Origin of the sequence: Kitasatospora xanthocidica (assembly GCF_014656195.1) — a bacterium.
Taxonomy (GTDB): domain Bacteria; phylum Actinomycetota; class Actinomycetes; order Streptomycetales; family Streptomycetaceae; genus Kitasatospora; species Kitasatospora xanthocidica.
This window is the reverse complement of sequence record NZ_BNBY01000009.1, coordinates 112,271-139,180: the sequence shown is the minus strand read 5'-3', so window position 1 is coordinate 139,180 and position 26,910 is coordinate 112,271. Positions and strand designations below refer to the sequence as shown.

Genomic DNA, 26,910 nt, shown 5'->3' with positions numbered 1-26,910 from the left:
CCCCGGCTGCGGGAGAGTCCCGCGGGGCCGGGGTGGGTGGAGTGGCCGCCCGCTAGCGGGCCGGCGGGGGGAGGATCACGAGACGCACGTGATCAGCGTACGCCCGCGGGGCCGGTGTTCCTTCCGCCGTCCGGCGGTGCGACGTACCGTCGGCCGTGACCGAAGCAACGCCCCCGGCGAAGGAGCAGCACGCGATGGACCAGCTGACGTACGACGAGATCGAGGCCGCCGGGCAGCGGATCGCCGGGCGGGTGCGCCCGGTGGCGGTGGCGCCGGGGGACGACGGCGGACGGACCTGGCTGGCACTGGAGTTCCTGCAGCACACCGGCAGCTTCAAGGCGCGCGGCGCGCAGAACTTCCTGCTCGCGCACGCCGAGGCGGGCACCCTCCCGGATGCCGGGGTCACCATCGCCTCGGGCGGCAACGCCGGGCTGGCCTGCGCCTGGGCCGCACGCGAACTCGGCGTCCGGGCAACGGTGTTCCTCCCGGAGACGGCCTCCCCGGTGAAGCTGGCGCGGCTGCGCTCGTACGGCGCCGAGGTACGGCTGGCGGGCCGGGAGTACGCCGAGGCGCTGGCCGCGTGCGAGGAATTCGCGGCGGGCAGCGGGGCGTTGGCCTCGCACGCGTACGACCACCCGCTGATCGCCGCCGGCGCGGGGACGGTCCTGGCGGAGATCCGCGCCCGGGTGCCCGGCCTGGACACGGTGGTGGTGTCGGTGGGCGGCGGCGGGCTGTTCGCGGGTGTGGCCGTGGCGGCGCGCGAGCACGGGGTCCGGGTGCTCGCGGTGGAGCCGACCGGCAGCCGCGCGCTCAACGCGGCGCTGGCGGCGGGCCGTCCGGTGGACGTCCCGGTCGCCTCGGTGGCCCAGGACGCGCTCGGGGCGCGTCGCGCCACCGCGCTGGCCGTCGGCGCGGCGGCCCAGGGGGGAGTCCGGTCCGTCCTGGTGGACGACGAGGCCATCGTGCGCGCCCGTCGGCAGCTCTGGGAGGACCGCCGGATCGCCGTCGAGCACGCGGCGTCCACCGCTCTCGCCGCCCTCGACCAGGCCGACGGCGAGCGCGTCGCCGTCCTGCTCTGCGGCGCCAACACCGACCCGTCCGACCTGGTGGAGACCAACGGCCGCCCGTGACGGCCGACTTGGGCAGCGCCCTGATCCGGGGCCGGGCGACGCCGTGTACGCACTTCCCCTTTCGGGCCCGGATGAGGAAGACTGGCGGCCGGATCCGGCGGGGGCGGTCCGTCCGGAGCGAGGATCCACCTCCGCCACCTCCTCATTGTCCATCCGGCCAGCCGGTCAGCCGGCTGATGCGAGAACAGGTGACGCGGTGACGAATCCCTTCGAGGACCCCGAGGCCAAGTACGTGGTTCTGGTGAACGACGAGGGCCAGCACTCGCTCTGGCCGGTCTTCACCGAGGTCCCGGCCGGCTGGCGGCAGGTGTTCGGCGAGGCCGGGCGCCAGGAGTGCCTGGACCACATCGAGAGCTCCTGGACCGACATGCGCCCGAAGAGCCTGATCGAGGCCACCGAGCGGTAGCCCCCGCCCCGCACGAAGAGACTCCGCCCCCGGTTCCGGCCACGGCCGCCGCCGGGGGCGGAGTCGTCGGGCGCGGTCGGCGACCACCCCGTCACCCACAGGCGCAGCCCGCATCACTATGCGGATAAAGCCATCGTCATGAATCGCCGGGGCTGTCAATAATGCAGGCTCGCGAGGCAAACCTCAATCAACGCTCAAATCCCGGACTTACTCACAAGTAACGTAACAGACAACTGAACAGAATGCCTCCTACCAGCAGGGATCTCCGGCAAAGAAAGTAAACATTCAGTAATGAGATCTGTGCAGAGGTCTATGAATAGCCCTACTGTGTGGCAACTCTCCGCGCTCCGCCCACCCCGGAGCCCCCACACACAGAGAGATCGCTAATGGCTTCCCTCAACCAGATCTCGCCGCCCGGACAGAGCACCGGCGCCGAATCCGGCACCACCACCCGGTCGCTCAACCGCTCCATCGGCCTCGTCGGCCTCATGTGGGCATCGGTCGGCTCGATCATCGGCTCCGGCTGGCTCTTCGGCGCCAAGAGCGGCGTCATGGCCGCCGGACCGGCGGCCGTCATCTCCTGGGTCATCGGCGCCGTCGCGATCGTGCTCCTCGCGTTCGTGCACGCCGAGCTCGGCGGCCTCTTCCCGGTCGCCGGCGGTACCGCGCGGTACCCGCACTACGCCTTCGGCGGCCTGGCCGGCATGTCCTTCGGTTGGTTCTCGTGGCTCCAGGCAGCCACCGTCGCACCGATCGAGGTCGAGGCGATGATCAACTACAGCAAGGACCTGCCCGGGGCCGGGGGCCTGCTGAACGCCGACAAGACTCTCACCCTCAGCGGATTCGTCGTCGCCACCCTGCTGATGGGCGTCTTCGTCGCGGTCAACTTCCTCGGCGTGAAGGCCCTCGCCCGGACCAACACCATCACCACCTGGCTGAAGATCTTCGTGCCGCTGTTCACGATCTTCATGCTGGCGATCTCCAGCTTCCACACCTCGAACTTCACCTCGCACGGCTTCGCCCCGTTCGGCGCCAAGGGCGTGCTCGCCGCGATCAGCACCAGCGGCATCATCTTCGCGCTGCTCGGCTTCGAGCAGGCCATCCAGATCGCCGGTGAGAGCCGCAACCCCAAGCGCGACATCCCCCGCGCCGTCCTCGGCTCGGTCGCCATCGGCACCCTGATCTACACCCTGCTCCAGGTGGTCTTCATCGGCGCGCTGCCGGTCAGCTCCTTCGCCAACGGCTGGGACAAGCTCGACTTCCCCGGCATCGACGGCCCCTTCGCCGGTCTCGCCACCCTGATCGGCCTCGGCTGGCTCGGCTGGATCCTGAAGGTCGACGCGATCATCTCCCCCGGCGGCACCGGCCTGATCTACACCACCTCCACCTCGCGCATCTCCTACGGCCTGAGCAAGAACGGCTACGCGCCGCAGAAGTTCGAGCAGCTGGACAAGAACGGCGTGCCGTGGTTCGGCCTGATCCTGTCCTTCGTCACCGGCGTGATCTGCTTCCTGCCCTTCCCGAGCTGGCAGGAGCTGGTCGGCTTCATCACCTCCGCCAGCGTGCTGATGTACGCCGGCGCCCCGCTGGCCTTCGGCGCGCTGCGCCGCCGGCTGCCCGACCGTGAGCGCTCCTACCGGCTGCCGCTGGGCGACGTGATCTCCCCCGCCGCCTTCGTGGTCTCCAGCCTGATCATCTACTGGGCCGGCTGGCACACCCTGTCCCGCCTGGGCCTGGCGATCGTGCTCGGCTACGCCCTGCTCGGCGGCTACGCCTGGTACGCGATCAAGAACCGCCTGCCGAACGCGCCGCGCCTGAACTGGAAGGCCGCCCAGTGGCTGCCGGTCTACCTGCTGGGCCTGGGCCTGATCTCCTGGCAGGGCGGCTTCGGTGACGGCGCCGGCCGGATCCCGATGTGGTACGACATGGGCCTGGTCGCGGTGTTCGCGATCGGCATCTACTACTGGGCGATCCGGGTCGCCCTGCCCGCCGAGGAGATCGAGCGGGAGGTCGCCGACGTCGAGGTGATCGACGCGGGCGGTCACTGACCTCCACCCCCACCATCGGGAAGGGCCCGCCGGTCGCAGGACGACCGGCGGGCCCTTCCGCGTTCCTCAGAGGGCCAGCACCGTCCGCAGCACCCTGCCCAGCTCGGCCTCCGGGTCGAGCACCGGACCGGCCGAGCGCCAGGCGACGAACCCGTCCGGGCGGACCAGCACCGCGCCCTGCGGGCCGACGCCGTGCAGGGCGGCGAAGTCGCCGCCCGGCTCCGGGGCCAGGTCGTCCTCGGCGCCGTCGCCGATCCGGTAGGTGTCCAGCGGGACGGCCAGCCGGTCGGCCGCCCGGCGGGCGCCCGCGTGCCAGGCCGCGCCGTCGGAACCGGTGAGCAGCACCATCGCCTGCTCGTACAGGTCGAGCGTGGAGAGCTTCACCCCGGCCCGCAGCAGCCACTGGTGCGGGGCCCGGCTGCCCGGCTCGCCCGTCGACTCGAACTGCTCGGGGACCACCGCGCCCTCCCGGTCCGTGCCGATCACCGCGCCGACCGGGTAGCGGTAGCCGAGCGCCACCGCGAGCACCCCGGCCTGCCGGCCGACCCCCGGCACCACCGCGTAGCCCGGGTGGCTGTGCTCGGCGGAGCGGGCCGAGGCGCGCTCGCTCGTCACCCGGGCCACCGGGCGCCGCTCCTGCCCGTACGTCTCCAGCAGCCGCGGCCCGGCCCAGCCGCACAGCACGGCGGCGAGCTTCCAGGCCAGGTTGTGGGCGTCCTGGATGCCGGTGTTGGAACCGAAGGCGCCGGTCGGGGACATCTCGTGGGCGGAGTCCCCGGCCAGGAAGACCCGCCCGTCGCCGTACCGGTCGGCCACCCGTTCGGCGGCGTGCCAGGGCGCCCGGCCGGTCACCTCGACGTCCAGCTCCGGCATGCCGACGGCGGTGCGGATGTGCCGCTCGCAGCGCTCGTCGGTGAAGGCCTCCAGCGGCTCGCCGTGCTCGGGGTGCCAGGGCGCGTGGAAGACCCACTCCTCCTGGTTGTCCACCGGCAGCAGCGCGCCGTCCGCCTCCGGGTTGGTCAGGTAGCAGGCGATGAAGTGCCGGTCGCCGACCACCTCGGCCAGCCGCTTGGCCCGGAAGGTGATGCTGACGTTGTGGAACAGCTCGCCCTTGCCGCTCTGGCCGATGCCCAGCCGCTCGCGGACCGGGCTGCGCGGGCCGTCCGCCGCGACCAGGTACTCCGAGCGCACCACCCGCTCCTCGCCGGTCTCCCGGCTGCGCAGCACCGAGGTCACGCCGTCGGCGTCCTGCTCGAAGGAGATCAGCTCGGTGTTGAACCGGACGTCCCCGCCCAGGTCGCGGGCCGAGCTCAGCAGCACCGGCTCCAGGTCGTTCTGGCTGCACAGGCACCAGGCGCCCGGGCTGAACCGGGCCAGCCGGCCGCCCGGGTCGATCTCGCGGAACAGCCACTCCTGCTCGTCGCCGGTCAGCGAGGGCGCCTGCAGGATGCCGTGGTTGGGGGCGAGGACCGAGGCCGCCTCGCGGATCGCCGAGTCGATCCCGGCCACCCGGTACAGCTCCATCGTGCGGACGTTGTTGCCTCGGCCGCGCGGGTGACGCGAGGTGTCGGCGTGCTTCTCGACCAGCAGGTGCCTGACCCCGAGTCGACCGAGGAAGAGTGAGGCCGACAGGCCGACCAGCGAGCCGCCCACGATCAGGACGGGCACCCGGTCGTCGATCTTCGGATTCATCAATTGCTCCACCCTGTAAGGGGATTCCGCGGAGCGGCGACCGGTCCCGGCGCCGCCCACGACGGGCCCGCTCAGCCGGGGGCCCCGCTCTTCCATCCCCCGTCGGGGGCCCGCTGTGCCGCCCCTTCGCCCGGATGGCCCGCAAATCTCGCGCCGCGCCCGGTGAGCCGCCCACGATCGACCTCAGGCCTGGCGCCGTCCGCCCGGGCCGACCGCCGTCGCACCGCCTTCCCAGGCCGGGGAGCACCCGCCGGGCACGGCTGACACGGCCCGCAGCACGCGCGCCCAGAGCAGAAAGTGGATCATGACAACTCTGTCCGAACCCCAGCCGAAGCAGCAGGACGAGTCCGACTCCCGCTTGCGGGTGGTGCTGATGCTGGAGATCCAGGACGGCGCCCAGCAGCGCTTCCTCGACGTCTACGAGCAGCTGCGCCACCAGGTGGCCTCGGTCCCCGGCCACGTCAGTGACCAGCTGTGCCAGTCGATCAACGACCCGCGCCAGTGGCTGATCACCAGCGAGTGGAGGGACCAGGAGACCTTCCTGGAGTGGGTGGACAGCCCGGCCCACCGCGAGATGGTCAAGCCGATGCACGGCTGCGTCAGCGACAACTTCCGCTCGCTGCGCTACGCCGTCCTGCGCGAGACCTCGGCGGCCGGCTCCACCGGCACCCGGGCCCCGATGGAGGTGCCGCCGGGCCTGCCGCGCACCGCGCCCGCCGGGCAGGTCGGCCCGCCGAAGGCCGACCCGGGCCCGGACGGCGTGGTCCGGCACGCCCTGACCTTCACCGTCAAGCCCGGCAGCGAGTCCGAGGTGGCCAGGATCCTCTCCGGCTACACCTCCCCCAAGGCCGAGGTGGACGAGCACACCCGGCTGCGGCGCACCTCGCTGTTCATGCACGGCAACCGGGTGGTGCGGGCCGTCGAGGTGGTCGGCAGCCTGGGCGACGCTTTGCGCCACGTGGCGATGCAGCCCGAGGTCCGGGCGGTCGAGGAGGCGATCAACCCCTACCTGGAGGAAGCCCGCCAGCTGGGCGACCCGCAGTCCGCCCGGGCCTTCTTCGCCAAGGCGGCGCTGCCCGCCAGGCACCAGGCGATCGCCAGCTCCCCCGCCTCCGGCCGGCTGCACCGGCACGCCGTGCTCTACCCCGTCCGCCCCGGCGAGGGGCGGGTCGTGGCCGAGCTGCTCGCCGACTACGACAACCTGGCCACCGCCGACCCGACCGGGCCCGTGGCGGCGGGCACCGTCTTCCAGCGCGAGGACGTGGTGGTCCGCCTGGTCGACCTGCGGGTGCCGGCCGAGGCCGACCCGGCGGCCGCGCTCGGCGTGGCGGACGACCAGGAGGCGGCCGCCCTGGCCCGGCTGCTCGACCTCGGCCCGCAGGGCGACCTGCGCACCGTCGCCGGGCTCAGCGCGTTCCTCGCCGCCCGCGCGATGAACCCGGTCACCGACCGCAGCTCCGACGGGCCCGGCACCGACTGACCCTCCCTCCCCCCCTCGTCAACTCCACCGGAGGAAGACCACCATGACCACGCACTACCCACGGATCGTCAACGTCGACGAGGCTCCGGAGAACCGCCGCCACGGCGCCGAGCTGCGCACCATGCTCACCCCGACCAGCTGCGGGGCGACCAGCGGCTTCATGGGCCTGGCCATCGTCAAGCCGGGCGAGCGGATCGGCGAGCACTACCACCCGTACTCCGAGGAGTTCGTCTTCGTCGTCTGCGGCGAGCTGGAGGTGGACCTGGACGGGAAGCCCCACCCGCTCAAGCCCGACCAGGGCCTGATGATCCCGATCAACATGCGCCACCGCTTCCGCAACGTCGGCGACACCGAGGCCCGGATGGTCTTCCACCTCGGCCCGCTCGCCCCGCGCCCCGACCTCGGCCACGTGACCACCGAGGAGTCCGCCGCCTCGGGCCCGCCGGAACACGCCAAGGTGGCCTCGTGACCCGGCGCGTCGCCGTCACCGGGATCGGTGTGGTCGCGCCCGGCGGGGTCGGGGTCCCGGCGTTCTGGGAACTCCTCACGGCCGGCCGCACCGCGACCCGGGGCATCACGCTCTTCGACCCCACCGGGTTCCGCTCCCGGATCGCCGCCGAGGTCGACTTCGACCCGGCGGCCCACGGGCTTGGACCGGAAGACGTCCGACGGGCGGACCGCTACGTCCAGTTCGCGATGGTCGCGGCCGACGAGGCGATCGCCGACGCCGGTCTGGACCTCACCGCCGAGGACCCGTGGCGGATCGCCGTCTCGCTCGGCACCGCCGTCGGCGGCACCACCCGGCTGGAGCACGACTACGCCCTGGTCAGCGCCGGCGGCGCGCGCTGGGACGTGGACCACCGGCAGGCGGAGCCGCAGCTGCACCGGGCCTTCGCGCCCAGCACGCTCGCCTCCGCGGTGGCCGAGCGGACCGGTGCCCGCGGCCCGGTGCAGACCGTCTCCACCGGCTGCACCTCCGGTCTGGACGCGATCGGCTACGGCTTCCAGGCGGTCGAGGAGGGCCGCGCCGACATCTGCGTCGCCGGCGCGTCCGACTCCCCGATCTCGCCGATCACCGTCGCCTGCTTCGACGCCATCAAGGCCACCAGCGAGCGCAACGACGACCCGCAGCACGCCTCCCGCCCCTTCGACGCCGACCGCGACGGCTTCGTCCTGGGCGAGGGCGGCGCCGTCCTGGTGCTGGAGGAGCTGGAGCACGCCCGCCGCCGCGGCGCCCGGATCTACGGCGAGGTCGGCGGCTTCGCCACCTTCGGCAACGCGTACCACATGACCGGCCTCACCAAGGAGGGGCTGGAGATGTCCCGGGCGATCGACCACGCGCTCGCCCACGCCCGGGTCGACCGCACCGACGTCGACTACGTCAACGCGCACGGCTCGGGCACCAAGCAGAACGACCGGCACGAGACCGCGGCCGTCAAGCGCTCGCTGGGCGAGCACGCGTTCGCCACGCCGATGAGCTCGATCAAGTCGATGGTCGGGCACTCGCTCGGCGCGATCGGTGCCATCGAGGTCGTCGCCTGCACCCTGGCGCTCGCCCACGGCGTCGTGCCGCCGACCGCCAACTACGAGACTCCGGACCCGGAGTGCGACCTCGACTACGTGCCGCGCACCGCGCGCGAGCTGCCGCTGAGCCACATCCTCTCGGTCGGCAGCGGATTCGGCGGATTCCAGTCCGCCGTCGTGCTCAACAGAACGGGGTGAGTTCCATGACGTCACGTCAGCAGGGACGCCGGGCGGTGGTCACCGGCCTCGGCGTGGTGGCACCGAACGGTGTCGGGGCCGACGCCTTCTGGAAGGCCACCAGGCAGGGCGTGAGCGTCCTCGACCGGATATCCCGCGAGGGCTGCACCGGGCTGCCGCTCAGGATCGCGGGCCAGGTGCGGGACTTCGAGCCGCAGTCGGCGATCGACAACCGCTTCCTGGTGCAGACCGACCGGTTCACGCACTACGCGATGGCCGCCGCCGACCTGGCGGTGGCGGACGCCGGCTTCCGGCCCGACCCGGAGGACCCCTTCGCGGTCGGCGTGGTGACCGCGGCCGGCTCCGGCGGCGGCGAGTTCGGCCAGCGCGAGCTCCAGCAACTCTGGGGCCAGGGGCCGAGGTTCGTCGGACCGTACCAGTCCATCGCCTGGTTCTACGCGGCCAGCACCGGCCAGATCTCCATCCGCGGCGGCTACAAGGGCCCGTGCGGCGTCGTCGCCAGCGACGAGGCCGGCGGCCTGGACGCCCTCGCGCACGCCGCCCGCGCGATCGAGCGCGGCACCGACGCGGTGGTGGCCGGCGCCGCCGAGGCCCCGCTGGCGCCGTACTCGATGGTCTGCCAGCTCGGCTACCCCGAGCTCAGCCTGGCCGAGCGGGCCGAGGAGGCCTACCTGCCGTTCACCGCGAAGGCCCGCGGCTTCGCCCCCGCCGAGGGCGGTGCGATGCTGCTGCTGGAGGACGAGCAGGCGGCCCGGCGGCGCGGCGCCGCCGTCCGGGCCCACCTGGCCGGGCACGGCGCCACCTTCACCGGGGCCTCCCGCTGGGCGGAGTCCCGGGAGGGGCTGGCCGCCGCGATCCGGATCGCGCTGGACCGGGCCCGGATCGCGCCCGAGGAGATCGACGTGGTCTTCGCGGACGCCCTGGGCGTGCCCGAAGCCGACCGGGCGGAGGCGCTGGCGCTGGCCGACGCGCTCGGCCCGGCCGCCGAACGCGTCCCGGTCACCGCGCCCAAGACCGGTACGGGGCGGGCCTACTGCGGCGCCCCGCTGCTGGACGTGACCGCCGCCGTGCTGGCCATGGAGGACGGCGTGCTGCCGCCCACCCCCAACGTCACCGAGGTCTGCCACGACCTCGCCCTGGTGACCGACCGCGCCCGCCCGGCCGAACTGCGCACCGCCCTGGTGCTCAGTCGCGGGCTGATGGGCTCCAACTCCGCGCTGGTGCTCCGGCGCGGGGAGCGGTCCTGAACCACACCGCGGTCCTGGACCGCTCCGTCACACCCCGAAGGGACACCCCGTGAGCAACACCCTCAGCTATCCGGAACTCGCCGCCCTGCTGCAGTCGCGGGCGGGCGTCACCGTCGACCCGGGCGACCTCGAGCGGCCGGGCGCCGAGTTCGACGCCTTCGGCGTCGACTCGCTCGGCCTGCTCGGCGTCGTCGGCGAGCTGGAGAACCGGCACGGCCTCAAGGTCACCTCCGGCGCCGAGTCGGCCAAGACCCCGGCCGAGTTCATGGAGCTGGTCAACTCCTCCCTCGCCGCGAAGGCTGGTGCCTGAGATGCCCGGACACACCGACAACGAGATCGTCATCGCCGCGCCGCTCGACCTGGTCTGGGAGATCACCAACGACCTGGAGAACTGGCCGGACCTGTTCAGCGAGTACGCCTCGGTCGAGGTCCTGGAACGCGAGGGCGACCGGGTGCAGTTCCGGCTCACCATGCACCCGGACGACAACGGCCAGGTGTGGAGCTGGGTCTCCGAGCGGACCACCGACAAGCCCTCGCTGGCGGTGAACGCCCGCCGGGTCGAGCCCGGCCCGTTCGAGTTCATGGAGATCCGCTGGGAGTACGCGGAGGTCCCGGCCGGCACCAGGATGCGCTGGATCCAGGACTTCGCGATGAAGCCCACCGCCCCGGTCGACGACGACGGCATGGTCAACCACATCAACAAGAACTCGCGGATCCAGATGCAGCTGATCCGCGAGAAGGTCGAGAAGCGGGCGGCGGAGCTGTGAGCGGCGTGCACCGGGCGCTGATCGTCGCCCGGATGAAGCCGGAGGCCGCGCCGGACATCGCCGAGGTGTTCGCCGCCTCCGACCAGGGCGAACTGCCGCACCTGATCGGGGTGACCGGACGCAGCCTCTTCCAGTTCGGCGACGTCTACCTGCACCTGATCGAGGCCGACCGCCCGCCCGGCCCGGCCGTCGCCCAGGTCGTCGGACACCCGGAGTTCCGGTCCGTCAGCGACCGCCTGACCTCCTTCGTCCAGGCCTACGACCCCGCCACCTGGCGCGAGCCCAAGGACGCGATGGCGCGGGAGTTCTACCGCTGGGACCGCTGATCCCGGCTCGCCCCGATGGGCCCGCCCCCGGCACCGCGCCGGGGGCGGGCCCATGTGCCGTCCCCCTGCCGCTTCCCCGTGTGTTCCTCTGCCGTTCCCCTGTGACTCCCTGCCGTTCCCCTGTGATTCCCCTACCGCCTCGCGCCGTCCCGGGCGCGGATTCACCCGGATCGCCCGCGCGCCCGGGTGAACACACCCGGGAGTCCACCCGAAGGGCGCACAGTCAGCACCGGCGCTGCCACGCTCCGGTGGCAGGCGGCGGCACGGTGGATGACGGTGGATCAGGCGCACCCCCCGCGAGTCCCCTTTGTCCGGCACCGAGCCGGCAGTCGCGGGTCCGCGCGCCGGAAGGATCATCCTCATGCGTTCTGCACGCACGCTGCTCGCCGGGGCGGCCGTCGCCGCCGTCCTCACCGTCGGCGCCCCCATGGCCTTCGCCGACGGCTCCTCCGACCAGGGCAAGAACCTCACCTGGCAGGAGAAGCAGGACAAGTCGACGGCCGCCGACAGCTCCAAGCCCGCCGACGCCGCCAAGCCGGCCGACAGCTCCAAGCCGGCCGACGACAAGAAGGGCGCCCCCGCCGCCTCCGAGGAGCACAAGGGCACCGAGGAGCACAAGGGCTCCGGTGAGCACAAGGGCACCGAGGCCAAGGACGAGGACCACACGACCCCGCACGGCGGTGTGCACACCGGTGGCGGCGGTCTGGCGCTGTCCGGCGGCGGGCTCGCCTCCGGCGCGGTGCTGCTGCTCGGCGGCCTCGGGGCCGGCGCCTACGCCCTGCGCCGCGGCCGCCGTGCCTCCGGCGCGGTCGCCTGACGCCCGGCGCCCCACTTCCGCCGCCTCCGGGCGCCTCCCCGGCCGGGACGGGGCGCACCGGGGGCGGCGGTCCGTTCGGACCCGTGTGAGCGGAGGACAGGAATGACGGGCGGTCCCGCCTCTGGAATGCCCCGGCTGCTGCGCGCGGGGATGGGCGCGGCAGCGGTCGGTCTGCTGCTGATCTACAACTCGGTGGACACCGAGCCGAGCACCGACTCGACGGCCACCCAGGCCGCTCCCCCGGCGGCCATCGCACCGGCCGCCCCCGGGCCGTCCGCGGCCGCCACTCCGCCACCGGCGGCGGCGCCCGCGGCCCCGGCGGCCCCGGCGCTGAAGCGCGCCAAGCCGGCCCGGCTGCGGATCCCGCAGATCGCCGTGGACGCGCCGTTCACCGAGCTGACCCTCGGCCCGGGCGGCCAGCTCAACGCCCCGCCGCCGGACGACAAGAACCTGGTCGGCTGGTACCGGGACGGCGTGACCCCGGGCGAACGCGGCAGCGCGGTCGTCGCCGGCCACGTGGACACCACCAAGGGCCCGGCGGTGTTCCTGCTGCTGAGCCTGCTGCTGCCCGGGAACAAGGTCGAGGTGGCCCGCGCCGACGGCACCGTCGCGGTCTTCTCGGTGGACTCGGTGGAGACCTTCGCCAAGGACGCCTTCCCCGACCAGAAGGTCTACGGCAAGACCCCCGACGCCCAGCTGCGGCTGATCACCTGCGGCGGCACCTACGACAAGAAGCGCCGGGACTACCTGGACAACGTGGTGGTCTTCGCCCACCTGGAGTCCTCGCACAAGGCCTGACGCGCCCTGCCTGACTCGCCCCACCTGGCGCGCCCTGCCTGACGCGCCCACCAGGAGCGGTGCACGCCGACGACCGCCGGGCCCCGGGAGACCGGGGGCCGGCGGTCGTCGTTGTCGGTGCCTGCGGTCAGCCGCGGACGGTGGCCTCGAAGGCGTGCAGGTAGGGGTTGACCGGGCAGACCTCGGTGACGGTGAGACCGGCCTCCTCCATCAGCCGGACCATGCTCTCCTCGGAGTGCTTGGCACCGCCGACGTTGAGCATCAGCATCAGGTCCATCGCGGTGGTGAAGCGCATCGAGGGGCTGTTGTCGACGAGGTTCTCCACCACCACCACCCGGGCGCCGGGGCGGGCCGCCTTCACCACGTTGGCGAGGGTGCGGCGGGTGCTCTCGTCGTCCCACTCCAGGATGTTCTTGATGATGTAGAGGTCGGCGCGGACCGGGATGTCCACCCGGCAGTCGCCCGGCACCAGCCGGGCGCGGGCGGAGAAGGCGCCGCCCTCCCGCAGCCGCGGGTCGGCGCCGGCCACGACCTTGGGCAGGTCGAGCAGGGTGCCGTGCAGCGCCGGGTGCTTGTCCAGCAGGCTGGCCAGCACGTGGCCCTGGCCGCCGCCGATGTCGACGACCGAGTCGACGCCGGTGAGGTCCAGGTAGTCGGCGAAGTCCCGGGCGGACTGCCGGCTGGAGGTGGTCATCGCCTTGTCGAAGACCTTCGCCGAGTCGCCGCCCTCGCTGTGCAGGTACTCGAAGAACTCCTTGCCGAACAGCTCGGGGAAGACGTTGCGGCCGGAGCGGACCGCCTCGTCCAGCTTCGGCCAGGCCTCCCAGGTCCACGGCTCGGTGCACCAGAGGGAGATGTAGCGCAGGGAGTTGGGGGCGTCCTCGCGCAGCAGCCGGGACATCTCGGTGTGCTCGAAGCGGTCGTCGGCGGTCTCGGCGAAGATCCCGTAGCAGGTGAGGGCGCGCAGCAGGCGGCGCAGCTGGCGGGGCTCGGTGTCGAGCGCGGCGGCGAGGTCGGTGACGGCGGTCGGGGTGTCGCCGAGCGCGTCGGCGACGCCGAGCCGGGCCGCCGCGCGGACGGCGGCGGCGCAGGCGGCGCCGAAGACGAGCTCGCGCAGGCGCATCGCGGCCTGCGGGCTGGTGTGGGCGGGTGCGGTGGTCATGGACGTCCTTCCCGGTGGAGCGGGGGTGGGGAGCGGGGGCTTGGCGGGGGGCTTGGTGAGGGGGGTTCAGCAGTGGCCGGAGGGCTCGGAGCGGTCGCAGGTGTTGCGGGCGAAGGTGGTGTCGGTGCCGGCGTCGCGGTCGGCGAGGTCGGCCGGGCCGTTGCCGCTCAGCCGGTTGTCGGTGACGACGGTCCGGGCGTTGGGGACGCCGACGACGCTCTTGTAGAGGACGATGCCGCCGGAGAAGTCCGAGGTGCCGGTGTTGTCGCGGACCTCGTTCCCGGTGACCCGGACGTCCTCGGTGCCGGTGACCACGATCCCGGCGCCCTGGATGGCGCCCAGGCGCGGGTTGGCCGGGCAGAACTTGTTGTTGGCGACGACGCGGTTGTTCCGTACGTCGAGGTTCCCGGCGCGGGGCACGCCCTCGTCGCCGACCACGAAGACGCCGCCGCAGTTGCCCCTGATGTCGTTCTTCTGGACGGTGAGCCCGCGCAGCCGGCGGACGGTGACGCCCACCCGGTTCCCGGACAGCTCGTTGCCCTCCACCACGGTGCCGCCGGTGTCGGGCGAACCGCCCTCGCGGTAGGCGTAGTTGGCGAGGAAGACGCCGGACTGGCCGTTGTCGGTCGAGCGGTTGTGGACGATGACGGCCCGGGTGGACATCTCCTGGCTGATGCCCTGCTGGGCGTTGTCGTGGACGTAGGTGCGGCGGACGGTCAGGCCGGTGGTGCCGCTGGCGTCGATGCCGTTCTTGGCGAAGCCGGTGACGGCGAGGGACTCGACCGTGACGCCGGACAGCGGGTTCGCCTCGGTGCCGTCCACGCAGATGCCGTGCCCGGCGGTGGCGCAGGCGTTCTCCGTACCGGTGCCGGGGGTGACCACGGTGTCCGGGCCGGAGCCGCGCAGGGTGAGGCCGGGGGTGGTGATGCGGACGCTGCCCCGGTAGGTGCCGGGGAGCAGCAGGACGGTGTCGCCGGGGTGGGCGGCGTCCACCGCGTGCTGAATCGATTCGCCCGGCCGGAGGAGGTGCACCGGGCCGATGTCGACGGCGTGGGCCGCGGGCGCGGCGGCCAGGGTGGTGAGGACGGTGGTCAGGGCGGTGGTGGCGGCGGCGGTGGCCGCGGCGAGGTGGTGGACCCGTCGCGTGGGCATCAGTGGTGACCTGTCTTTCGGCGCGCGCGGTGCTTCGAGGTGGGGTGGGACGGTGTCGCGGTGTGGGGCGGCGTGTCGCGGTGTTCGGCCCGGGCCGGCGGGTGTGGGCTGACGCGCTGTACCCGGGTGGTGACGGCCGGTGGGTGCGGCCGAGTCGACGGTACGGTCGCCCGGGTGGAGCCGCCACCAGGGCTGGGCTGCGGGGCTGACGGGGCGTCGGCCGGTGGTGGGACGGGCCCGGCGTGGCGTGCTCCGCCCGGACATGACGACGCGCCCGGCCGCGGGTGCGGTCGGGCGCGGGTCGGTCAGGGTCGGGTGCGGCCGGGCGCGGGTGCGGCCGGGCTCCCGAGGCGGAGGCTCAGCCCTCCGCCGGGGCCTGCGGGCCGAGGCGGACGGGCACGGCGGCGAGGTGCCAGGCCGCCGGGTTGGGGCCGCGCTCGACGGCCTCCGGTCCGACCGCGAGCTCCAGCCGCGGGTAGGTCCGCAGCAGCGCGCCGAAGGCGACCACCGCCTCCTCGTGCGCCAGCGCCGCGCCCAGGCAGCGGTGGGCGCCGTGGCCGAAGCCGAGGTGCGCGTCGTGCGGCCCGTCGCGGTCCGGCGCGCTCGCGCGGCAGACGTCCAGTCGCTCCGGCTCGGCGTAGACCCGCGGGTCGTGGTTGGCCCCGGCGAGGATCGGCATCACCGCCTCGCCCTTGCGGATCAGGGTGCCGGCCAGGGTGAGGTCCTCGGTCGCGTAGCGCGGCACGCCGCCGATGGTCGGTCCGCGCCAGCGCATCAGCTCGTCGACGGCGGCGGGCAGCCGGGCCGGGTCCTCGCGGACCAGGGCCAGCTGCTCGGGGTGGGCGAGCAGCGCGGCCGTGCCGTTGCCGATCAGGGTGGCGGTGGTCTCGTGCCCGGCCACGATCAGGTTGAGGATCAGCGAGACGGTCTCGACCGGGTCGAGGGTGTCGCCCTCGGCGGCGGCCAGCCGGGAGAGCAGGTCCTCGGCGGGCTCGGCGCGGCGGCGCTCGATCAGCTCGCGGGCGGCGGCCACCATGGCGCGCAGCGCCTCGTCCAGCCCGGGCCCGGCGCCCCGGCCGAGGTAGGAACTCCAGCGGCGCCACTGCGGGCGGTCGGACTCGGGGATGCCGAGCAGCTCGCAGATCACCGTGACGGGCAGCGGGTAGGCGAAGTGCGCGACCAGGTCGACCACGCCGTCCGGGTCGGCGTGCTCGGCCAGCGCCCTGGCGTACTCCTCGGCGAGCCCTTCGATCCGGGGCCGCAGGCGCTCGACGGCGCCGGCCGTGAAGGCCGGGTGCACCAGGCCGCGCATCCGGCGGTGCCGGGCGCCGTCCGCACCGAAGACCCCGGCGCGCAGGAACTCGGCGCACTCGGGCGGCATGCCGCGGGCACGCCAGACCTGCTCGGTGCGGTGGGCGGGGGCGGGCACCCCGGCCGGGTCCGTGTCGGCCGTCGCAGCCGTCGTGTCCGCCGTTTCGCCCGTCGTGTCCGCCGCGTCCGGCGCGCCCGCCGTCGTGCCCGCCGCGCCCGTCCGGTCCGCCGGGTGGTCGACGGTGTTCACGTCGTTGACGAAGCGGGGGTCGGACAGCACGGTGCGGACGTCCTGGTAGCGGACGGCGATCCAGAACGGGTCCACGCCGGGGATGGTGGCGCGGGCGAGCGGGGCGCGTTCGCGCAGGTCGGCGAAGGCGGTGAAGGGGTCGCGGACCAGGTGGTCGGCGCGCAGGTCGACGGTCTCGACGGGTTCGGCGGTGGTCACGGTCGTCTCCTCGGAGTCGTGGAGTCCACGTGGTCACGGATCGTGACGGAGCCGGAGCTCGGAGGTCGTGATTACCACCCCGAATTCACTCGATCGAGTACAGAGGATCGTTTCGCCGGGCCTCCCCCGGGACGGCCGTACCGGTCTGCCCGACACCCCCGTCCGGCCGCGTGACATCCTCGGGGCCATGACCATCGCGCCCGTACCGCCCGTCGCCACCGTCCGCAACCCGATCGGCGCCCACGTCCCGGTGGCCGGCCGGGGGCTGGCCGGGACGGGCCTGGCGTACGCGCGGCGGGTCGGCGCCGAGACGGTGCAGGTGTTCGTGGCCAACCCGCGCGGCTGGGCCACTCCCCCGGGGAACCCGGCCCAGGACGAGGAGTTCCGCCTCGCCTGCGCCGAACAGGGCGTCCCGGCCTGGGTGCACGCGCCCTACCTGATCAACTTCGGCTCGGACAACCCGGCCACCCGCGAGCGCTCGGCCGACTCGCTGCGGCACTCGCTGCGCCGCGGCCACGCCATCGGCGCCCTCGGCGTCGTGCTGCACACCGGCTCGGCCGTCGGCACCGCGCCCGGCGGCGGCTCCCGTCGGGCCGAGGCGATGGCGCAGGTCCGCGAGGACGTCCGGCCGCTGCTGGACGAGCTCGACGCGCTCGGCGAGGACGCGCCCTGGCTGCTGCTGGAGCCGACCGCCGGTCAGGGCAGCTCGCTCTGCTCGCGGCTGGAGGAACTGGCCGAGTACGTGGAGGCGCTGGACGGCCACCCCAAGGTCGGGGTCTGCCTGGACACCTGCCACGCCTTCGCCGCCGGACACGACCTGGCGGTGCCCGGCGGGGTGACGGCCGCGCTGGACGCCCTGGCCTCCGCCGCCGGTCCGGGCCGGCTGCGGCTGATCCACGCCAACGACTCCGAGGACGTCGTCGGTGCCCGCAAGGACCGGCACGCCAACATCGGCGCCGGGATGATCGGCGCCGAGCCGTTCCGCGAGCTGTTCGAGCACCCGGAGACCGCCGGCGTGCCGCTGCTGGTGGAGACCCCGGACCGCAAGCACGGCGGGGACGGCACCGGGCACGCGATGGACATCGCGGTGCTGAAGGAGCTGCGGGAGCGGGCGGCGGTCCGGGTCTGACCCTGGCCGGGAGGGTCTGACCCCTGCGGGGAGGGTCTGGCCCCTGCGGGGAGGGTCTGGCCCGTGCCGGGCGGCGGACCGGAGCTGCCGGATGGCCGGACCGATGGCAGGCTGGAAAAAATCATCGCCTCTGGCCTCCCTGGGGGACCCTGATGTCTCCGACCCGGAAACTCGCCGCGCTGCCGTGCGGACGCCGCAGCAAGTGGGTGGTGCTCGCCCTCTGGCTGGTGCTGCTCGTGGCGCTCGGCCCGCTCGCGGGCAAGCTCATGGGAGCCGAGGACAACCAGGCGTCCAGCTGGCTGCCCGGCAACGCCGAGTCGACCCAGGTGCTCGACGAGCAGCGGACCTTCCAGCCGGTCGACACCGCCCAGGCCGTCGTGGTGTACCAGCGCGCCGGGGGCATCACCCCCGCCGACCGGGCCGAGGCCACCCGCGAGGCGGTGGAGTTCGCCGCCGTCCCGCACGTCGTCGGACCGGTGGTCGGCCCGGTGGTCTCCACCGACGGCCAGGCCATGCAGACCATCGTGCCGATCGACATCGGCACCAACGGCTGGAACGACCTGAAGCCCGCCGTCGAGCAGCTGCGCCGCACCGCCGCCGCCGACAGCAACGGCATGACCACCCACGTCACCGGCCCCGGCGGGGTCGGCGCCGACCAGGCCGCGGCCTTCTCCGGCATCGACAGCTCGCTGCTCGCCGCCACCGTCAGCGTGGTGATCGTCCTACTGCTGCTCACCTACCGCAGCCCGGTGCTGTGGGCCCTGCCGCTGGTCACGGCCGCCGGCGCGCTGACCGTCTCCGAGGCCCTCATCTACCTCCTCGCCAAGCACGCCGGCCTGACCGTCAACGCGCAGAGCGCCGGCATCCTGATCGTCCTGGTGCTGGGCGCGGGGACGGACTACGCGCTGCTGCTCACCGCCCGCTACCGCGAGGAGCTGCGCCGCCACCAGGACCGGCACGAGGCGATGGCCTTCGCCCTGCACCGCGCGGGGCCCGCCATCCTCGCCTCCTCGGCGACCGTGATCGCCTCCATGCTCTGCCTGCTGATCGCCGAGATGAACTCCACCAGCGGCCTCGGCCCGGTCTGCGCGATCGGCGTGCTGATCGCGCTCCTCGCCATGCTCACCCTGCTGCCCGCGCTGCTGGTGATCGTCGGCCGCTGGGTGTTCTGGCCGGTCCGGCCCGCCTACGGCACCCCGGAACCGACCCGGACCGGACGCTGGGCGCACATCGGCGCCTGGATCGGCCGACGGCCCCGCAAGGTGTGGGTGGGGACGGCGCTGGCCCTCGCGGCCTGCTGCGTCGGCCTGGTCTCACTCGACGCCAACGGCCTCAGCACCGCCGGGACCTTCACCGGGAAACCGGACTCGGTGGTCGGCCAGCAGGTGCTGTCGCAGCACTTCCCGGGCGGCACCGGCGCGCCGCTCACGATCATCTCCACCGGCACCGGCGCCCCCGCCGTACGGGAGGCCGCCCGGACCACGGCCGGGGTGGCCGCCACCACGCCGCCGGTCGTCCACGGCGGACAGGCCCTGTTCCAGGCCACCCTCACCGACCCGCCGGACAGCGGGGCCGCCAAGTCCACCGTCGACCGGGTGCGGGCCGCCGTGCACGCCGTACCGGGAGCGGACGCCAAGGTCGGCGGCAGCACCGCCGTGATCCTGGACGCCGGACGCGCCGCCGGCAACGACAACCGGGCGATCATCCCGCTGGTCCTCGGCGTGGTGCTGCTGATCCTCGCCGTCCTGCTGCGGGCCGTCACCGCGCCGCTGGTGCTGATCGCGACCGTGGTGCTGTCGTACGCGGCGGCGCTCGGGATCAGCGTCTTCTTCTTCGAGCACGTCTTCCACTTCCAGGGCCAGGACAACGCGTTCCCGCTGTTCGTCTTCGTCTTCCTGGTCGCGCTGGGGATCGACTACAACATCTTCCTGATGACCCGGGTCCGGGAGGAGTCCGCCCAGCACGGCACCCGGCAGGGGGCGCTGAACGGGCTGTCCGCCACCGGTGGGGTGATCACCTCGGCCGGGCTGATCCTGGCCAGCACCTTCGCGGTGCTCGGCACCCTGCCGGTGGTGGGCTTCGCCGAGATCGGCTTCGCGGTGGCGCTGGGGGTGCTGCTGGACACCCTGGTGGTGCGCTCGGTCCTGGTCACCGCGCTGACCATGGACCTCGACCGGCACATGTGGTGGCCGAGCCTGCTGTCCCGGCCCGGGGCGGTCGCACGGGCCGCGCCGGGCGCGCAGGAGCCGGCGGACGTACCGGACTGACGGGGCTCTCGCGGGACTGACGGAGCGCGGCGGGCGGACGGGCTCGCGCGGGACTGACAGGGCACGGCGGGCGGACAGCGGTGAGCCCGGGTACCGACGTGGCGGTACCCGGGCTCAGTCGTCGATCAGCCGCCGACCGTCGGTCGACCGTCAGTCGATCAGCAGTCGCCGATGCAGTCGTCCTCGGTGTGCTCGTGAACGTTGAGCCACTGGGCGTGCGGGCCGAACAGGCCGACACCGGCCGAACCCGACTCCAGGCTGGTGCCGGTCGCCGAGTGCGACGCGTGCCAAGAGGCCATCGCCGGCACCGGCGCCGCGAAGGCGGCGGCGCCGGTCACGGCGGCGATCACGGCGAGCTTGCGGGCGTTTCCACGAAGCGACATCAACTGTCCTTTGGGTGGTTTCTGGCATGGGAGGAGTGCCCCGGGGCCGGCCACCAACACACCCGGCCACCCCGCGGCACCGGCACAGGTTGGCACACGAACGCCCACGAATCCGCCTCATTCGCAACCCGACTGAGGCATTCGGGTGAGGGAACTCCCCCGGCCGGGCGAACCCTGTGGTCCGAAGGTGATCACGGTCGAACACCCGGGCGGAGAACGCCGGACGAGTGCCCGTCCGGCCGCCGCAGGACCGTAAGACTTGCGGTCAGATGCCGGGTGAACTGAACAAATCCCGTCGATTTGGTAGCCGATGGCGTCCGGTCCGAGCATGAACGGTCGCTCCGCACGCCCGTACCCGCTCCACCGAGCGCGCGGCCGGAGCCCGAGCAGGACCACGAAAGGCGCACCACCCTCATGCAGACCAGTCCCGCCGCGCCCCGGCAGGCGACCCGACCGGACGGCCCGACAGACCCGGGCCCGGTCGACCCCACCCCCGCGAAGAACGGCCGCTTCGGGCTGGCGACCGCCACCGCCCTGGTGATGGGCAACATCATCGGCGGCGGCATCTTCATGATCCCCGCCGCCGTGGCCCCGTACGGGACGGTCAGCCTGCTCGCCTTCGCGGTGCTCACCGTCGGCGCGATCGTGCTGGCGCTGGTCTTCGGGCAACTGGCCCGCCGCAACCCGCGCACCGGCGGGCCGTACGTCTACGCCCGCGAGGCCTTCGGGGACTTCGCCGGCTTCCTGTCCGCCTGGTCGTACTGGATCACCACCTGGGTCAGCAACGCCGCGCTCGCCGTGGCCGCCGTCGGCTACCTGGACGTGCTGGTGCCGATCCACCACGACATCGCGCTGGAGATCACCGCCGCGCTGGCCTTCCAGTGGCTGCCCGCGCTGGCGAACCTGGCCGGCACCCGGTACGTCGGGGCCGTCCAACTCGTCTCCACCGTCCTGAAGTTCATCCCGCTGCTGCTGGTCTCGGTGGGCGGCCTGTTCTTCTTCGACCCGAAGAACCTCGGCCCCTTCGACGGCAGCGGCCAGGGCTGGGCGGGCGGCATGACCGCCGCCGCGGCCATCCTGCTGTTCAGCTACCTCGGCGTGGAGTCCGCCGCGATGAGCGCGGGCCAGGTCCGCGACCCGGAGCGCAACGTCGGCCGGGCCAGCGTGCTCGGCACCACCGGGGCGGCGGTGGTCTACCTGCTGGGCACGCTGGCCGTCTTCGGCAGCGTCGCGCACGACCGGCTCGTCCACTCCACCGCACCGTTCTCGGACGCCGTGAACGGCATGTTCGGCGGCTCCTGGGGCGGCACGGCGATCGCCGTCGCCGCGCTGGTCTCGATGACCGGCGCCCTCAACGGCTGGACCCTGCTCGCCGCCCAGGCGCCGTACGCGGCCGCCCAGGACGGCCTGTTCCCGGCCGCCTTCGGGAAGGAACGGCGCGGGGTGCCGACCTTCGGCGTGCTGGTGAGCGTCGCCCTGGCCTCGGTGCTGACCGTCCTCAACTTCGCCAGTGGCGCGAAGCACGCCTTCGACATGCTGGTGCTGGTCACCACCTTCACCGCCACCGTCCCGTATCTGCTCTCCACCGCCGCCCAGTTGTACTGGCTGGTCCGCGGCGCCACCGAGAAGGTCGACCACGGCCGGCTCGTCCGGGACGCCGTCCTCGGGCTGGGCGCCTTCGCCTTCTCGCTCTGGCTCCTCGCCGGCGCCGGCTACGCCGCCGTCTACCAGGGCGTGTTGTTCCTGTTCGCGGGGATCCTGGTCTACGTCTGGATGGCGGGCCGGCGCCGCGACTGACCTCCGGTCCCAGCTCCCCCGGCAAGGCCCCGGTCGCGGTTCGCGCGGCCGGGGCCGCTGTGCTTCCGGGGGCCGGGCCGGTGCGGCTCCGGGGGCCGGGACGGATGCGGTTCCGGGGCCCGAGGTGGTTGTGAACCCCCTTGGCGGACGCCGGACTTGTCCGGCCGTGGCCCGGTACGGGGCCGATATCCACGAGGATTTCACCTCCCGGGTCTACCCGCGTAGGTGACCCGCTCGCCACACTGGCGCACGCAATTCAGCAGCTCATCCGATCTGATGATGGAGCGTTCGCCATGGCCCCCACCGCGTCCATACGCCGGTTCCTGCCCCTCGTCCCGGCCGCCGCCGTCCTCGCCGCCGCGACCGTGCTCACCGCCGGCACCCCCGCCCAGGCCGCCCTCCCGACCCCGATCTCCGCGGCCACCGCCCGGTCCTACCTCGCCGCGATGCCCGCCACCGCCGAGACCCACGCGAGCACCTACGACCGGACGCTGTTCCCCACCTGGATCACCGTCAGCGGCACCTGCGACACCCGCGAGTGGGTCGTCAAGCGCGACGGCAGCAACGTCGCCACCGACACCTCCTGCAAGGCCACCAGCGGCTCCTGGTCCTCGCCGTACGACAACGCGACCACCACCAACGCCTCCTCCTTCGACGTCGACCACCTGGTGCCGCTGTCCGAGGCCTGGGCCTCCGGCGCCTGGTCCTGGACCACCGCCCAGCGCCAGGCCTTCGCCAACGACGTCACCCGCCCCCAGCTGCTCCTGGTCTCCGCCAGCAGCAACCGCTCCAAGGGCGACCGCGACCCCGCCGAGTGGCTCCCCCAGGCCTCCTACCGCTGCACCTACGCCCGTGCCTGGGTGCAGGTGAAGCAGTACTACGGCCTCGGCGTCGACAGCGCCGAGAAGACCGCCCTCACCGGCATCCTCAACGGCTGCTGACCCCAGGCCCATTGCGTGACGCCCCGCGCCCCGGCCCACGGCGCGGGGCTTAGCCGCGCCCTCCGGCGCGCGGTCGGGCGAGGTGCGGAGGGGCGGGCCTCGGATGCGATGCCGGGCAGCAACCGCGGCCGGTGGCCGCCGACTTCGAGCCACTGCGGGCCGGACGGCCGGGGATCCGCGCCCGCGCCAGACGCTCGTGACGGCGAACGGCTAAGGCCCGCCGGATCGGCGGGCCTTCGGCGGCGGGTGGCAGATGCCGTGCCGCCGGGTGGTGGTGCTGGGTGGTGGTGCCGTGTGGTGTTGCCGGCCCGGGCCGTTCGGGGGTCAGGCCGTCCGCTCGACCGGGCGGGGCAGCCGCCGGCGGACCGCCCAGACCGCCGCCGCGAGGACGAAGCCGTAGACGGAGACGAGCCCGTGGCCGTTGTCCTGGGCGAGCCACATCGCGAGGCCGAGCGCGGGGACACCGGCGGCCAGGGCGATCTCCTTGGGGAGGCGGGTGCGGGTGAGGAAGGCGAGGGCCAGGGTGGCGCCGAGGAAGTAGGTGGCGCCGGAGCTGCCGGCGAAGTTGCGCGGGTCGGTGCTGGGGCCCTCGCCGAAGCCGAGCAGGGTGTCGATCCGGCCGGGGAGCACGATGCCGGCGAGGAAGAAGGCGAGGGTGAGCGGTCCGCCCCAGTACCAGTGGGCGAGCGCGGCGACGGCGGCCAGGGTGACGAGGTTCCACAGGCCGCCGAAGAGGCCGCCGTTCTGCATGAACACCGAGGTGAACTCGCGCCACCAGCCGGACTTCGACGGGTCGCCGTCCAGCGCGTCCATGGCACCGGACCACACCAGCTGCAGCAGCACGCCGCCGACGGCGATCGCGGTCAGGGCGATCGCCGCCCAGGGGAGCGGCCGCCCGCGCAGGGTGTCCCGGCCGACCACGCCGAGTCCACTGTTGACCATCATGACCATCAGCGCGGCCGTGGTCACATTGAAGACGATCGCCTCCATTGCCGGCTCCTCCCCCTGGTGACGGCGCTTCCAACGCCGTTCGAAAACCTGATGGCGCAAAACTAGCACAGTTTTCTAACAGTGTTGGAAAAGCTTGTTACGGTGGATCCCATGAAGCTCACCAAGGAGCGCATCGTCGACGCGGGCATGGCCGTCTTCGCCGAGGTCGGCTACCAGAACCTGTCCATGCGCCAGGTCGCCGACCGGCTCGACACCCACGCGGGCAGCCTCTACTACCACGTGCGCGGCAAGGACGAACTGCTCGCCCTGATGGCCGACCGGGTCTGCCGCCAGGCGTACGACGCCGGCACCGAAGCCATCGCCGCCCTCCCGCCCGACGCCGCCTGGCAGGACCGCGTCGAAGCCCAGGCCGCCACCCTGCGCCTGAGCATCAAACAGCACCCGGGCGGCGCCCAACTCCTCGCCGAGAGCCCGGGCACGCTCAGCACCGGCGCCCTCTCCCTCATGGAACGGCTGCTGCGCACCCTCCACGACGCGGGCCTGCCCGCCGACCACTGCGTCATCGCCGCCGACACCCTGCTCAGCCACGTCACCGGCTTCGTACTCCAGGAGCAGAACCAGCCGGCCGCGCCACCGCCCGTCACCGCCGAGCTCTACGCCGACCTGTGCCGGCGCTTCCCCCTGCTCATGGACCCGTCGGCACCGCGCCCCGACCAGGACGAGAAGTTCACCCGGAGCGTCCGGCTGCTGTGCGCGGGGTTCGGCACGCTGCTCGCGGACGGTCCGGGGAGCGGCGGACCCCGGCCGTAGGGACGGGGTCGTGTTCGGGCACCGCCCGACCGGGCGCTTGCCGTTCGGGCGCTTCCCGTTCGAGCGCTACCTGTTCGAGCGCTACCTGTTCGGGTGCCGCCCGAAGGCCGGGGCGAGGGTGCGGGCGACCGTCTCGACCGGAGGGAGGAAGCGGGCCGCGGCCTCCCCCAGCAGATGGGCGTGGAGGGCGCGCTGATGGGCGGCGCCGACGAGGAGGACGGCCGCGGCGGCCGGGTCCAGCGCGGCCGGGAGCCGACCCGCGGCCTGCCGGGCCCGGACGGCGTCGGCGACCGCCCCGAGGGCGAGGTGCGGGCCGATCTCGCCGCCGCGCTCGGAGAGCAGCCCGCGCAGCTGGACGTCGGACTGGACGGCGCCGAGGATCGGCATGATCCGGCGGTAGAACTGTTCGAGGCGGGTGAGCAGGGCGGTGAGATCGGCCTCAAGGTCGGTTCCCGGGCCGGCCCCCGGGTCGGCCTCCGGGCCGGTCCGCGCGTCGGTCTCCGGGTCGGTCCGCGCGTCGGTCTCCGGGTCGGCCTCCGGCGCACCGAGGATGGCCGTCGCGTCGGCGAAGGCGGGCAGGTGCAGCCCGATGACGGCCTGGAGCAGGCCCAGCCGGTCGCCGAAGTGGTAGAAGATGCTCGACTCCGCGACGCCCGCCCGGCGCGCGATCTCCTTGGTGGACAGCGCCAGTCCGGCCTCCCCGAGCGCCTCCTCGGTCGCCTTGAGCACCGCCTCCCGCACCCCGGTCGAGGGCCGACCGCTTCGCGCCTGAGCCATCTCCGGCCTCCGTCTCTTCCCGCCGCCTCGACTACTTGAGTAATCGCTCAGGAACAGGTTAACTTACTGAGGGATCGCTCAGTAAGTCGCTCGGCGATCCGCTCGCAATCCACCTCGGGAGGGGACCCATGACCACCGTCGAGTACCGCAAGAACGCCGTCCGCCGCCTCTACAAGGCACTTGAGGCCGGCGACCTGGACGTCGCCGACGAACTGTTCACCGCGGACTTCACCACCACCGAGGGCAAGCACCAGAACGTCCGGGGCCCGCAGGGCTTCAAGGACGCCATCCGCGAGGTGCACGCCACCCACGCCGACCCGTCGTTCGAGATCCTCGACCTGCTCGGCGAGGGCGAGGACGTCGTCGTCCGCTGGCGCATGACGGCCACCCACTCCGGCCCGCTGATGGGCGTCCCGGCCACCGGCAAGCGCGTCAGCACGGAGGCCTTCGCCCTGTTCCGCTTCGTCGGCGACCGCATCAGCGAGCGGCACGCCGTCATCGACCGGCTCGGCCTGGTCCAGCAGCTCAAGGGCGAGTGACCCACCGCCGCCCGCGACCAGGGGCCCCGGAGGGTTGCTCCCGCCCCCGGCCGGTGGTTTGCTGACGGCATCAACTCCCGCCGGTGGGGCGGGAGATGAACGGGGGAGGTATCACATGCCGGACTTCGGTGGCGGGCTCGCGAAGATGACCGTCATGAGCGCCGTCGTGGCGAGCGCCGCGTTCGGCCTCGCGACACCGTCGCACGCCGCCGCACCGCAGGCGCCGGTCTCCGCTGCCCATCGAGCCGACGAACCCGCCGACACCTCCGACACCGCCACGCCCGTGCATCCGGTGACGGACAGGCAGAACCAAGGGCACTACTGAGCGGTGGCGAAGGCTCCCCCGGCCGTGTGCCGGGGGAGCCTTCGGTCATTCGCTCCGTCGTGGCGACCGGCTAACGGGCCGCGCACCGCGGTCGGTCGCCCGTCTCTTTCCGCCTCGGACTCCCCCGCGCGCCCGCGTCCCCGCTGATCCCCCACCCACTACCCTGAGGCATCGGGCAGACGGCCGACGACCGCCCGGGGGTTCCCACTCGGATGGCTCTTCTGACGTGCGGCGCAGGGGTGTTGAGCCTACGGTCCGGTGCCAGGGGGCACTCCGAACGGAAGGCTGTTTCTGTCATGGCGGGTAGGTTCGAGCTGTACGTGGACGAAACCGGGATGCACCGGTTCCAGCTCAAGGCGAGCAACGGGTCGGTCGTGGTGACCGGGGACCCGGAGGAGAGCAAGGACGACTGCCTGAAGAGCATCGAGTCGATCCGCAAGCTCGCGCCGTACGCCGAGCTCAAGGAGGCCGCCGGCTCGCTGTGA

27 protein-coding genes are annotated in these 26,910 nt (G+C 73.4%); 20 read left to right on the top strand and 7 right to left on the bottom strand.

The features are described 5' to 3' along the window. Window positions 1-194 precede the first annotated feature (194 nt). The 3 genes from IE332_RS18590 (at window position 195) to IE332_RS18580 (ending at window position 3,584) form a co-directional block, all read left to right on the top strand. Entirely contained in the window at window positions 195-1,130 is a 936-nt protein-coding gene (locus IE332_RS18590) for a serine/threonine dehydratase (protein ID WP_189917593.1), read from the top strand. A gap of 196 nt (window positions 1,131-1,326) precedes the next feature. Continuing rightward, on the top strand, window positions 1,327-1,536 hold the full coding sequence (locus IE332_RS18585; RefSeq protein WP_189917591.1) for an MbtH family protein: 210 nt from the start codon (window positions 1,327-1,329) through the stop codon (window positions 1,534-1,536). Between the two features lie 386 nt (window positions 1,537-1,922). Next, window positions 1,923-3,584 carry an APC family permease gene (locus IE332_RS18580; RefSeq protein ID WP_189917589.1) on the top strand — a complete coding sequence of 554 codons (1,662 nt, stop codon included), beginning with the start codon at window positions 1,923-1,925 and terminating at the stop codon, window positions 3,582-3,584. A 66-nt stretch (window positions 3,585-3,650) separates the two neighbouring features. Here the strand turns inward: IE332_RS18580 and IE332_RS18575 are convergent, their stop codons facing one another. Continuing rightward, window positions 3,651-5,372 (bottom strand): FAD-dependent oxidoreductase, encoded by a 1,722-nt coding sequence (locus IE332_RS18575; protein WP_373313756.1) that lies wholly within the window; start codon window positions 5,370-5,372, stop codon window positions 3,651-3,653. Window positions 5,373-5,580: 208 nt separating this feature from the next. Here IE332_RS18575 and IE332_RS18570 point away from each other — a divergent pair, with 208 nt between their 5' ends. The 9 genes from IE332_RS18570 (at window position 5,581) to IE332_RS18530 (ending at window position 12,433) form a co-directional block, all read left to right on the top strand. After that, a complete protein-coding gene (locus IE332_RS18570; RefSeq protein ID WP_189917585.1) occupies window positions 5,581-6,756 on the top strand; it encodes a SchA/CurD-like domain-containing protein in 1,176 nt (391 codons plus the stop codon). 43 nt (window positions 6,757-6,799) lie between these two features. Then, a complete protein-coding gene (locus IE332_RS18565) occupies window positions 6,800-7,225 on the top strand; it encodes a cupin domain-containing protein (RefSeq protein ID WP_189917583.1) in 426 nt (141 codons plus the stop codon). Further along, window positions 7,222-8,478, top strand: a complete 1,257-nt coding sequence (locus IE332_RS18560) for a beta-ketoacyl-[acyl-carrier-protein] synthase family protein (RefSeq protein WP_189917581.1) — start codon at window positions 7,222-7,224, stop codon at window positions 8,476-8,478. Before IE332_RS18565 ends, IE332_RS18560 begins: the two co-directional genes overlap by 4 nt. Window positions 8,479-8,483: 5 nt before the next feature. Continuing rightward, window positions 8,484-9,725, top strand: coding sequence for a beta-ketoacyl synthase N-terminal-like domain-containing protein (locus tag IE332_RS18555; protein WP_189917579.1), 1,242 nt, complete (start codon window positions 8,484-8,486; stop codon window positions 9,723-9,725). 49 nt (window positions 9,726-9,774) lie between these two features. After that, the gene (locus IE332_RS18550; protein ID WP_189917577.1) at window positions 9,775-10,035 is read left to right on the top strand and encodes an acyl carrier protein; all 261 of its coding nucleotides are present in this window, start codon (window positions 9,775-9,777) and stop codon (window positions 10,033-10,035) included. A gap of 1 nt (window position 10,036) precedes the next feature. Further along, a complete protein-coding gene (locus IE332_RS18545; protein ID WP_189917575.1) occupies window positions 10,037-10,492 on the top strand; it encodes an SRPBCC family protein in 456 nt (151 codons plus the stop codon). A gap of 5 nt (window positions 10,493-10,497) precedes the next feature. Further along, window positions 10,498-10,818, top strand: coding sequence for a TcmI family type II polyketide cyclase (locus IE332_RS18540; protein ID WP_189917921.1), 321 nt, complete (start codon window positions 10,498-10,500; stop codon window positions 10,816-10,818). Between the two features lie 361 nt (window positions 10,819-11,179). Next, a complete protein-coding gene (locus tag IE332_RS18535) occupies window positions 11,180-11,635 on the top strand; it encodes a hypothetical protein (protein WP_189917573.1) in 456 nt (151 codons plus the stop codon). Window positions 11,636-11,737: 102 nt separating this feature from the next. Further along, the gene (locus tag IE332_RS18530; RefSeq protein WP_189917571.1) at window positions 11,738-12,433 is read left to right on the top strand and encodes a class F sortase; all 696 of its coding nucleotides are present in this window, start codon (window positions 11,738-11,740) and stop codon (window positions 12,431-12,433) included. 127 nt (window positions 12,434-12,560) lie between these two features. On the opposite strand, the gene IE332_RS18525 is transcribed toward IE332_RS18530, so the two are convergent. The 3 genes from IE332_RS18525 to IE332_RS18515 all read right to left on the bottom strand — a co-directional run bounded on the left by IE332_RS18525 (window position 12,561) and on the right by IE332_RS18515 (window position 16,506). Further along, complete coding sequence (locus tag IE332_RS18525) at window positions 12,561-13,595, bottom strand: methyltransferase (protein WP_189917569.1); 1,035 nt, start codon at window positions 13,593-13,595, stop codon at window positions 12,561-12,563. A 66-nt stretch (window positions 13,596-13,661) separates the two neighbouring features. Continuing rightward, the gene (locus IE332_RS18520; RefSeq protein WP_189917567.1) at window positions 13,662-14,747 is read right to left on the bottom strand and encodes a right-handed parallel beta-helix repeat-containing protein; all 1,086 of its coding nucleotides are present in this window, start codon (window positions 14,745-14,747) and stop codon (window positions 13,662-13,664) included. Between the two features lie 358 nt (window positions 14,748-15,105). After that, window positions 15,106-16,506 (bottom strand): cytochrome P450 family protein, encoded by a 1,401-nt coding sequence (locus IE332_RS18515; protein WP_189917565.1) that lies wholly within the window; start codon window positions 16,504-16,506, stop codon window positions 15,106-15,108. Between the two features lie 187 nt (window positions 16,507-16,693). Between IE332_RS18515 and IE332_RS18510 the strand changes: the two genes are divergently transcribed. Then, window positions 16,694-17,635: a deoxyribonuclease IV gene (locus IE332_RS18510; RefSeq protein ID WP_189917563.1), complete on the top strand. Its 942-nt coding sequence runs from the start codon at window positions 16,694-16,696 to the stop codon at window positions 17,633-17,635. 152 nt (window positions 17,636-17,787) lie between these two features. Further along, window positions 17,788-19,902: an MMPL family transporter gene (locus IE332_RS18505; protein WP_189917561.1), complete on the top strand. Its 2,115-nt coding sequence runs from the start codon at window positions 17,788-17,790 to the stop codon at window positions 19,900-19,902. A gap of 158 nt (window positions 19,903-20,060) precedes the next feature. On the opposite strand, the gene IE332_RS18500 is transcribed toward IE332_RS18505, so the two are convergent. Then, window positions 20,061-20,285 carry a hypothetical protein gene (locus tag IE332_RS18500; RefSeq protein ID WP_189917559.1) on the bottom strand — a complete coding sequence of 75 codons (225 nt, stop codon included), beginning with the start codon at window positions 20,283-20,285 and terminating at the stop codon, window positions 20,061-20,063. Window positions 20,286-20,699: 414 nt separating this feature from the next. Between IE332_RS18500 and IE332_RS18495 the strand changes: the two genes are divergently transcribed. Both IE332_RS18495 and IE332_RS18490 read left to right on the top strand, forming a co-directional pair. Next, the gene (locus IE332_RS18495; protein WP_189917557.1) at window positions 20,700-22,082 is read left to right on the top strand and encodes an amino acid permease; all 1,383 of its coding nucleotides are present in this window, start codon (window positions 20,700-20,702) and stop codon (window positions 22,080-22,082) included. 293 nt (window positions 22,083-22,375) lie between these two features. Beyond that, a complete protein-coding gene (locus IE332_RS18490) occupies window positions 22,376-23,023 on the top strand; it encodes an HNH endonuclease family protein (protein WP_189917555.1) in 648 nt (215 codons plus the stop codon). 324 nt (window positions 23,024-23,347) lie between these two features. Here IE332_RS18490 and IE332_RS18485 read toward each other — a convergent pair whose 3' ends face one another. Next, a complete protein-coding gene (locus IE332_RS18485; RefSeq protein ID WP_189917553.1) occupies window positions 23,348-24,013 on the bottom strand; it encodes a hypothetical protein in 666 nt (221 codons plus the stop codon). 111 nt (window positions 24,014-24,124) lie between these two features. On the opposite strand from IE332_RS18485, the gene IE332_RS18480 reads away from it, so the two are divergent. Next, entirely contained in the window at window positions 24,125-24,784 is a 660-nt protein-coding gene (locus IE332_RS18480) for a TetR/AcrR family transcriptional regulator (protein WP_189917552.1), read from the top strand. 81 nt (window positions 24,785-24,865) lie between these two features. Here IE332_RS18480 and IE332_RS18475 read toward each other — a convergent pair whose 3' ends face one another. Then, on the bottom strand, window positions 24,866-25,561 hold the full coding sequence (locus IE332_RS18475; protein ID WP_189917550.1) for a helix-turn-helix domain-containing protein: 696 nt from the start codon (window positions 25,559-25,561) through the stop codon (window positions 24,866-24,868). A gap of 128 nt (window positions 25,562-25,689) precedes the next feature. On the opposite strand from IE332_RS18475, the gene IE332_RS18470 reads away from it, so the two are divergent. The 3 genes from IE332_RS18470 (at window position 25,690) to IE332_RS18460 (ending at window position 26,910) form a co-directional block, all read left to right on the top strand. Beyond that, window positions 25,690-26,100, top strand: a complete 411-nt coding sequence (locus tag IE332_RS18470; RefSeq protein ID WP_189917548.1) for an ester cyclase — start codon at window positions 25,690-25,692, stop codon at window positions 26,098-26,100. Window positions 26,101-26,215: 115 nt separating this feature from the next. Then, the gene (locus IE332_RS18465; protein WP_189917545.1) at window positions 26,216-26,425 is read left to right on the top strand and encodes a hypothetical protein; all 210 of its coding nucleotides are present in this window, start codon (window positions 26,216-26,218) and stop codon (window positions 26,423-26,425) included. A 296-nt stretch (window positions 26,426-26,721) separates the two neighbouring features. Further along, a complete protein-coding gene (locus IE332_RS18460) occupies window positions 26,722-26,910 on the top strand; it encodes a YegP family protein (RefSeq protein WP_189917543.1) in 189 nt (62 codons plus the stop codon).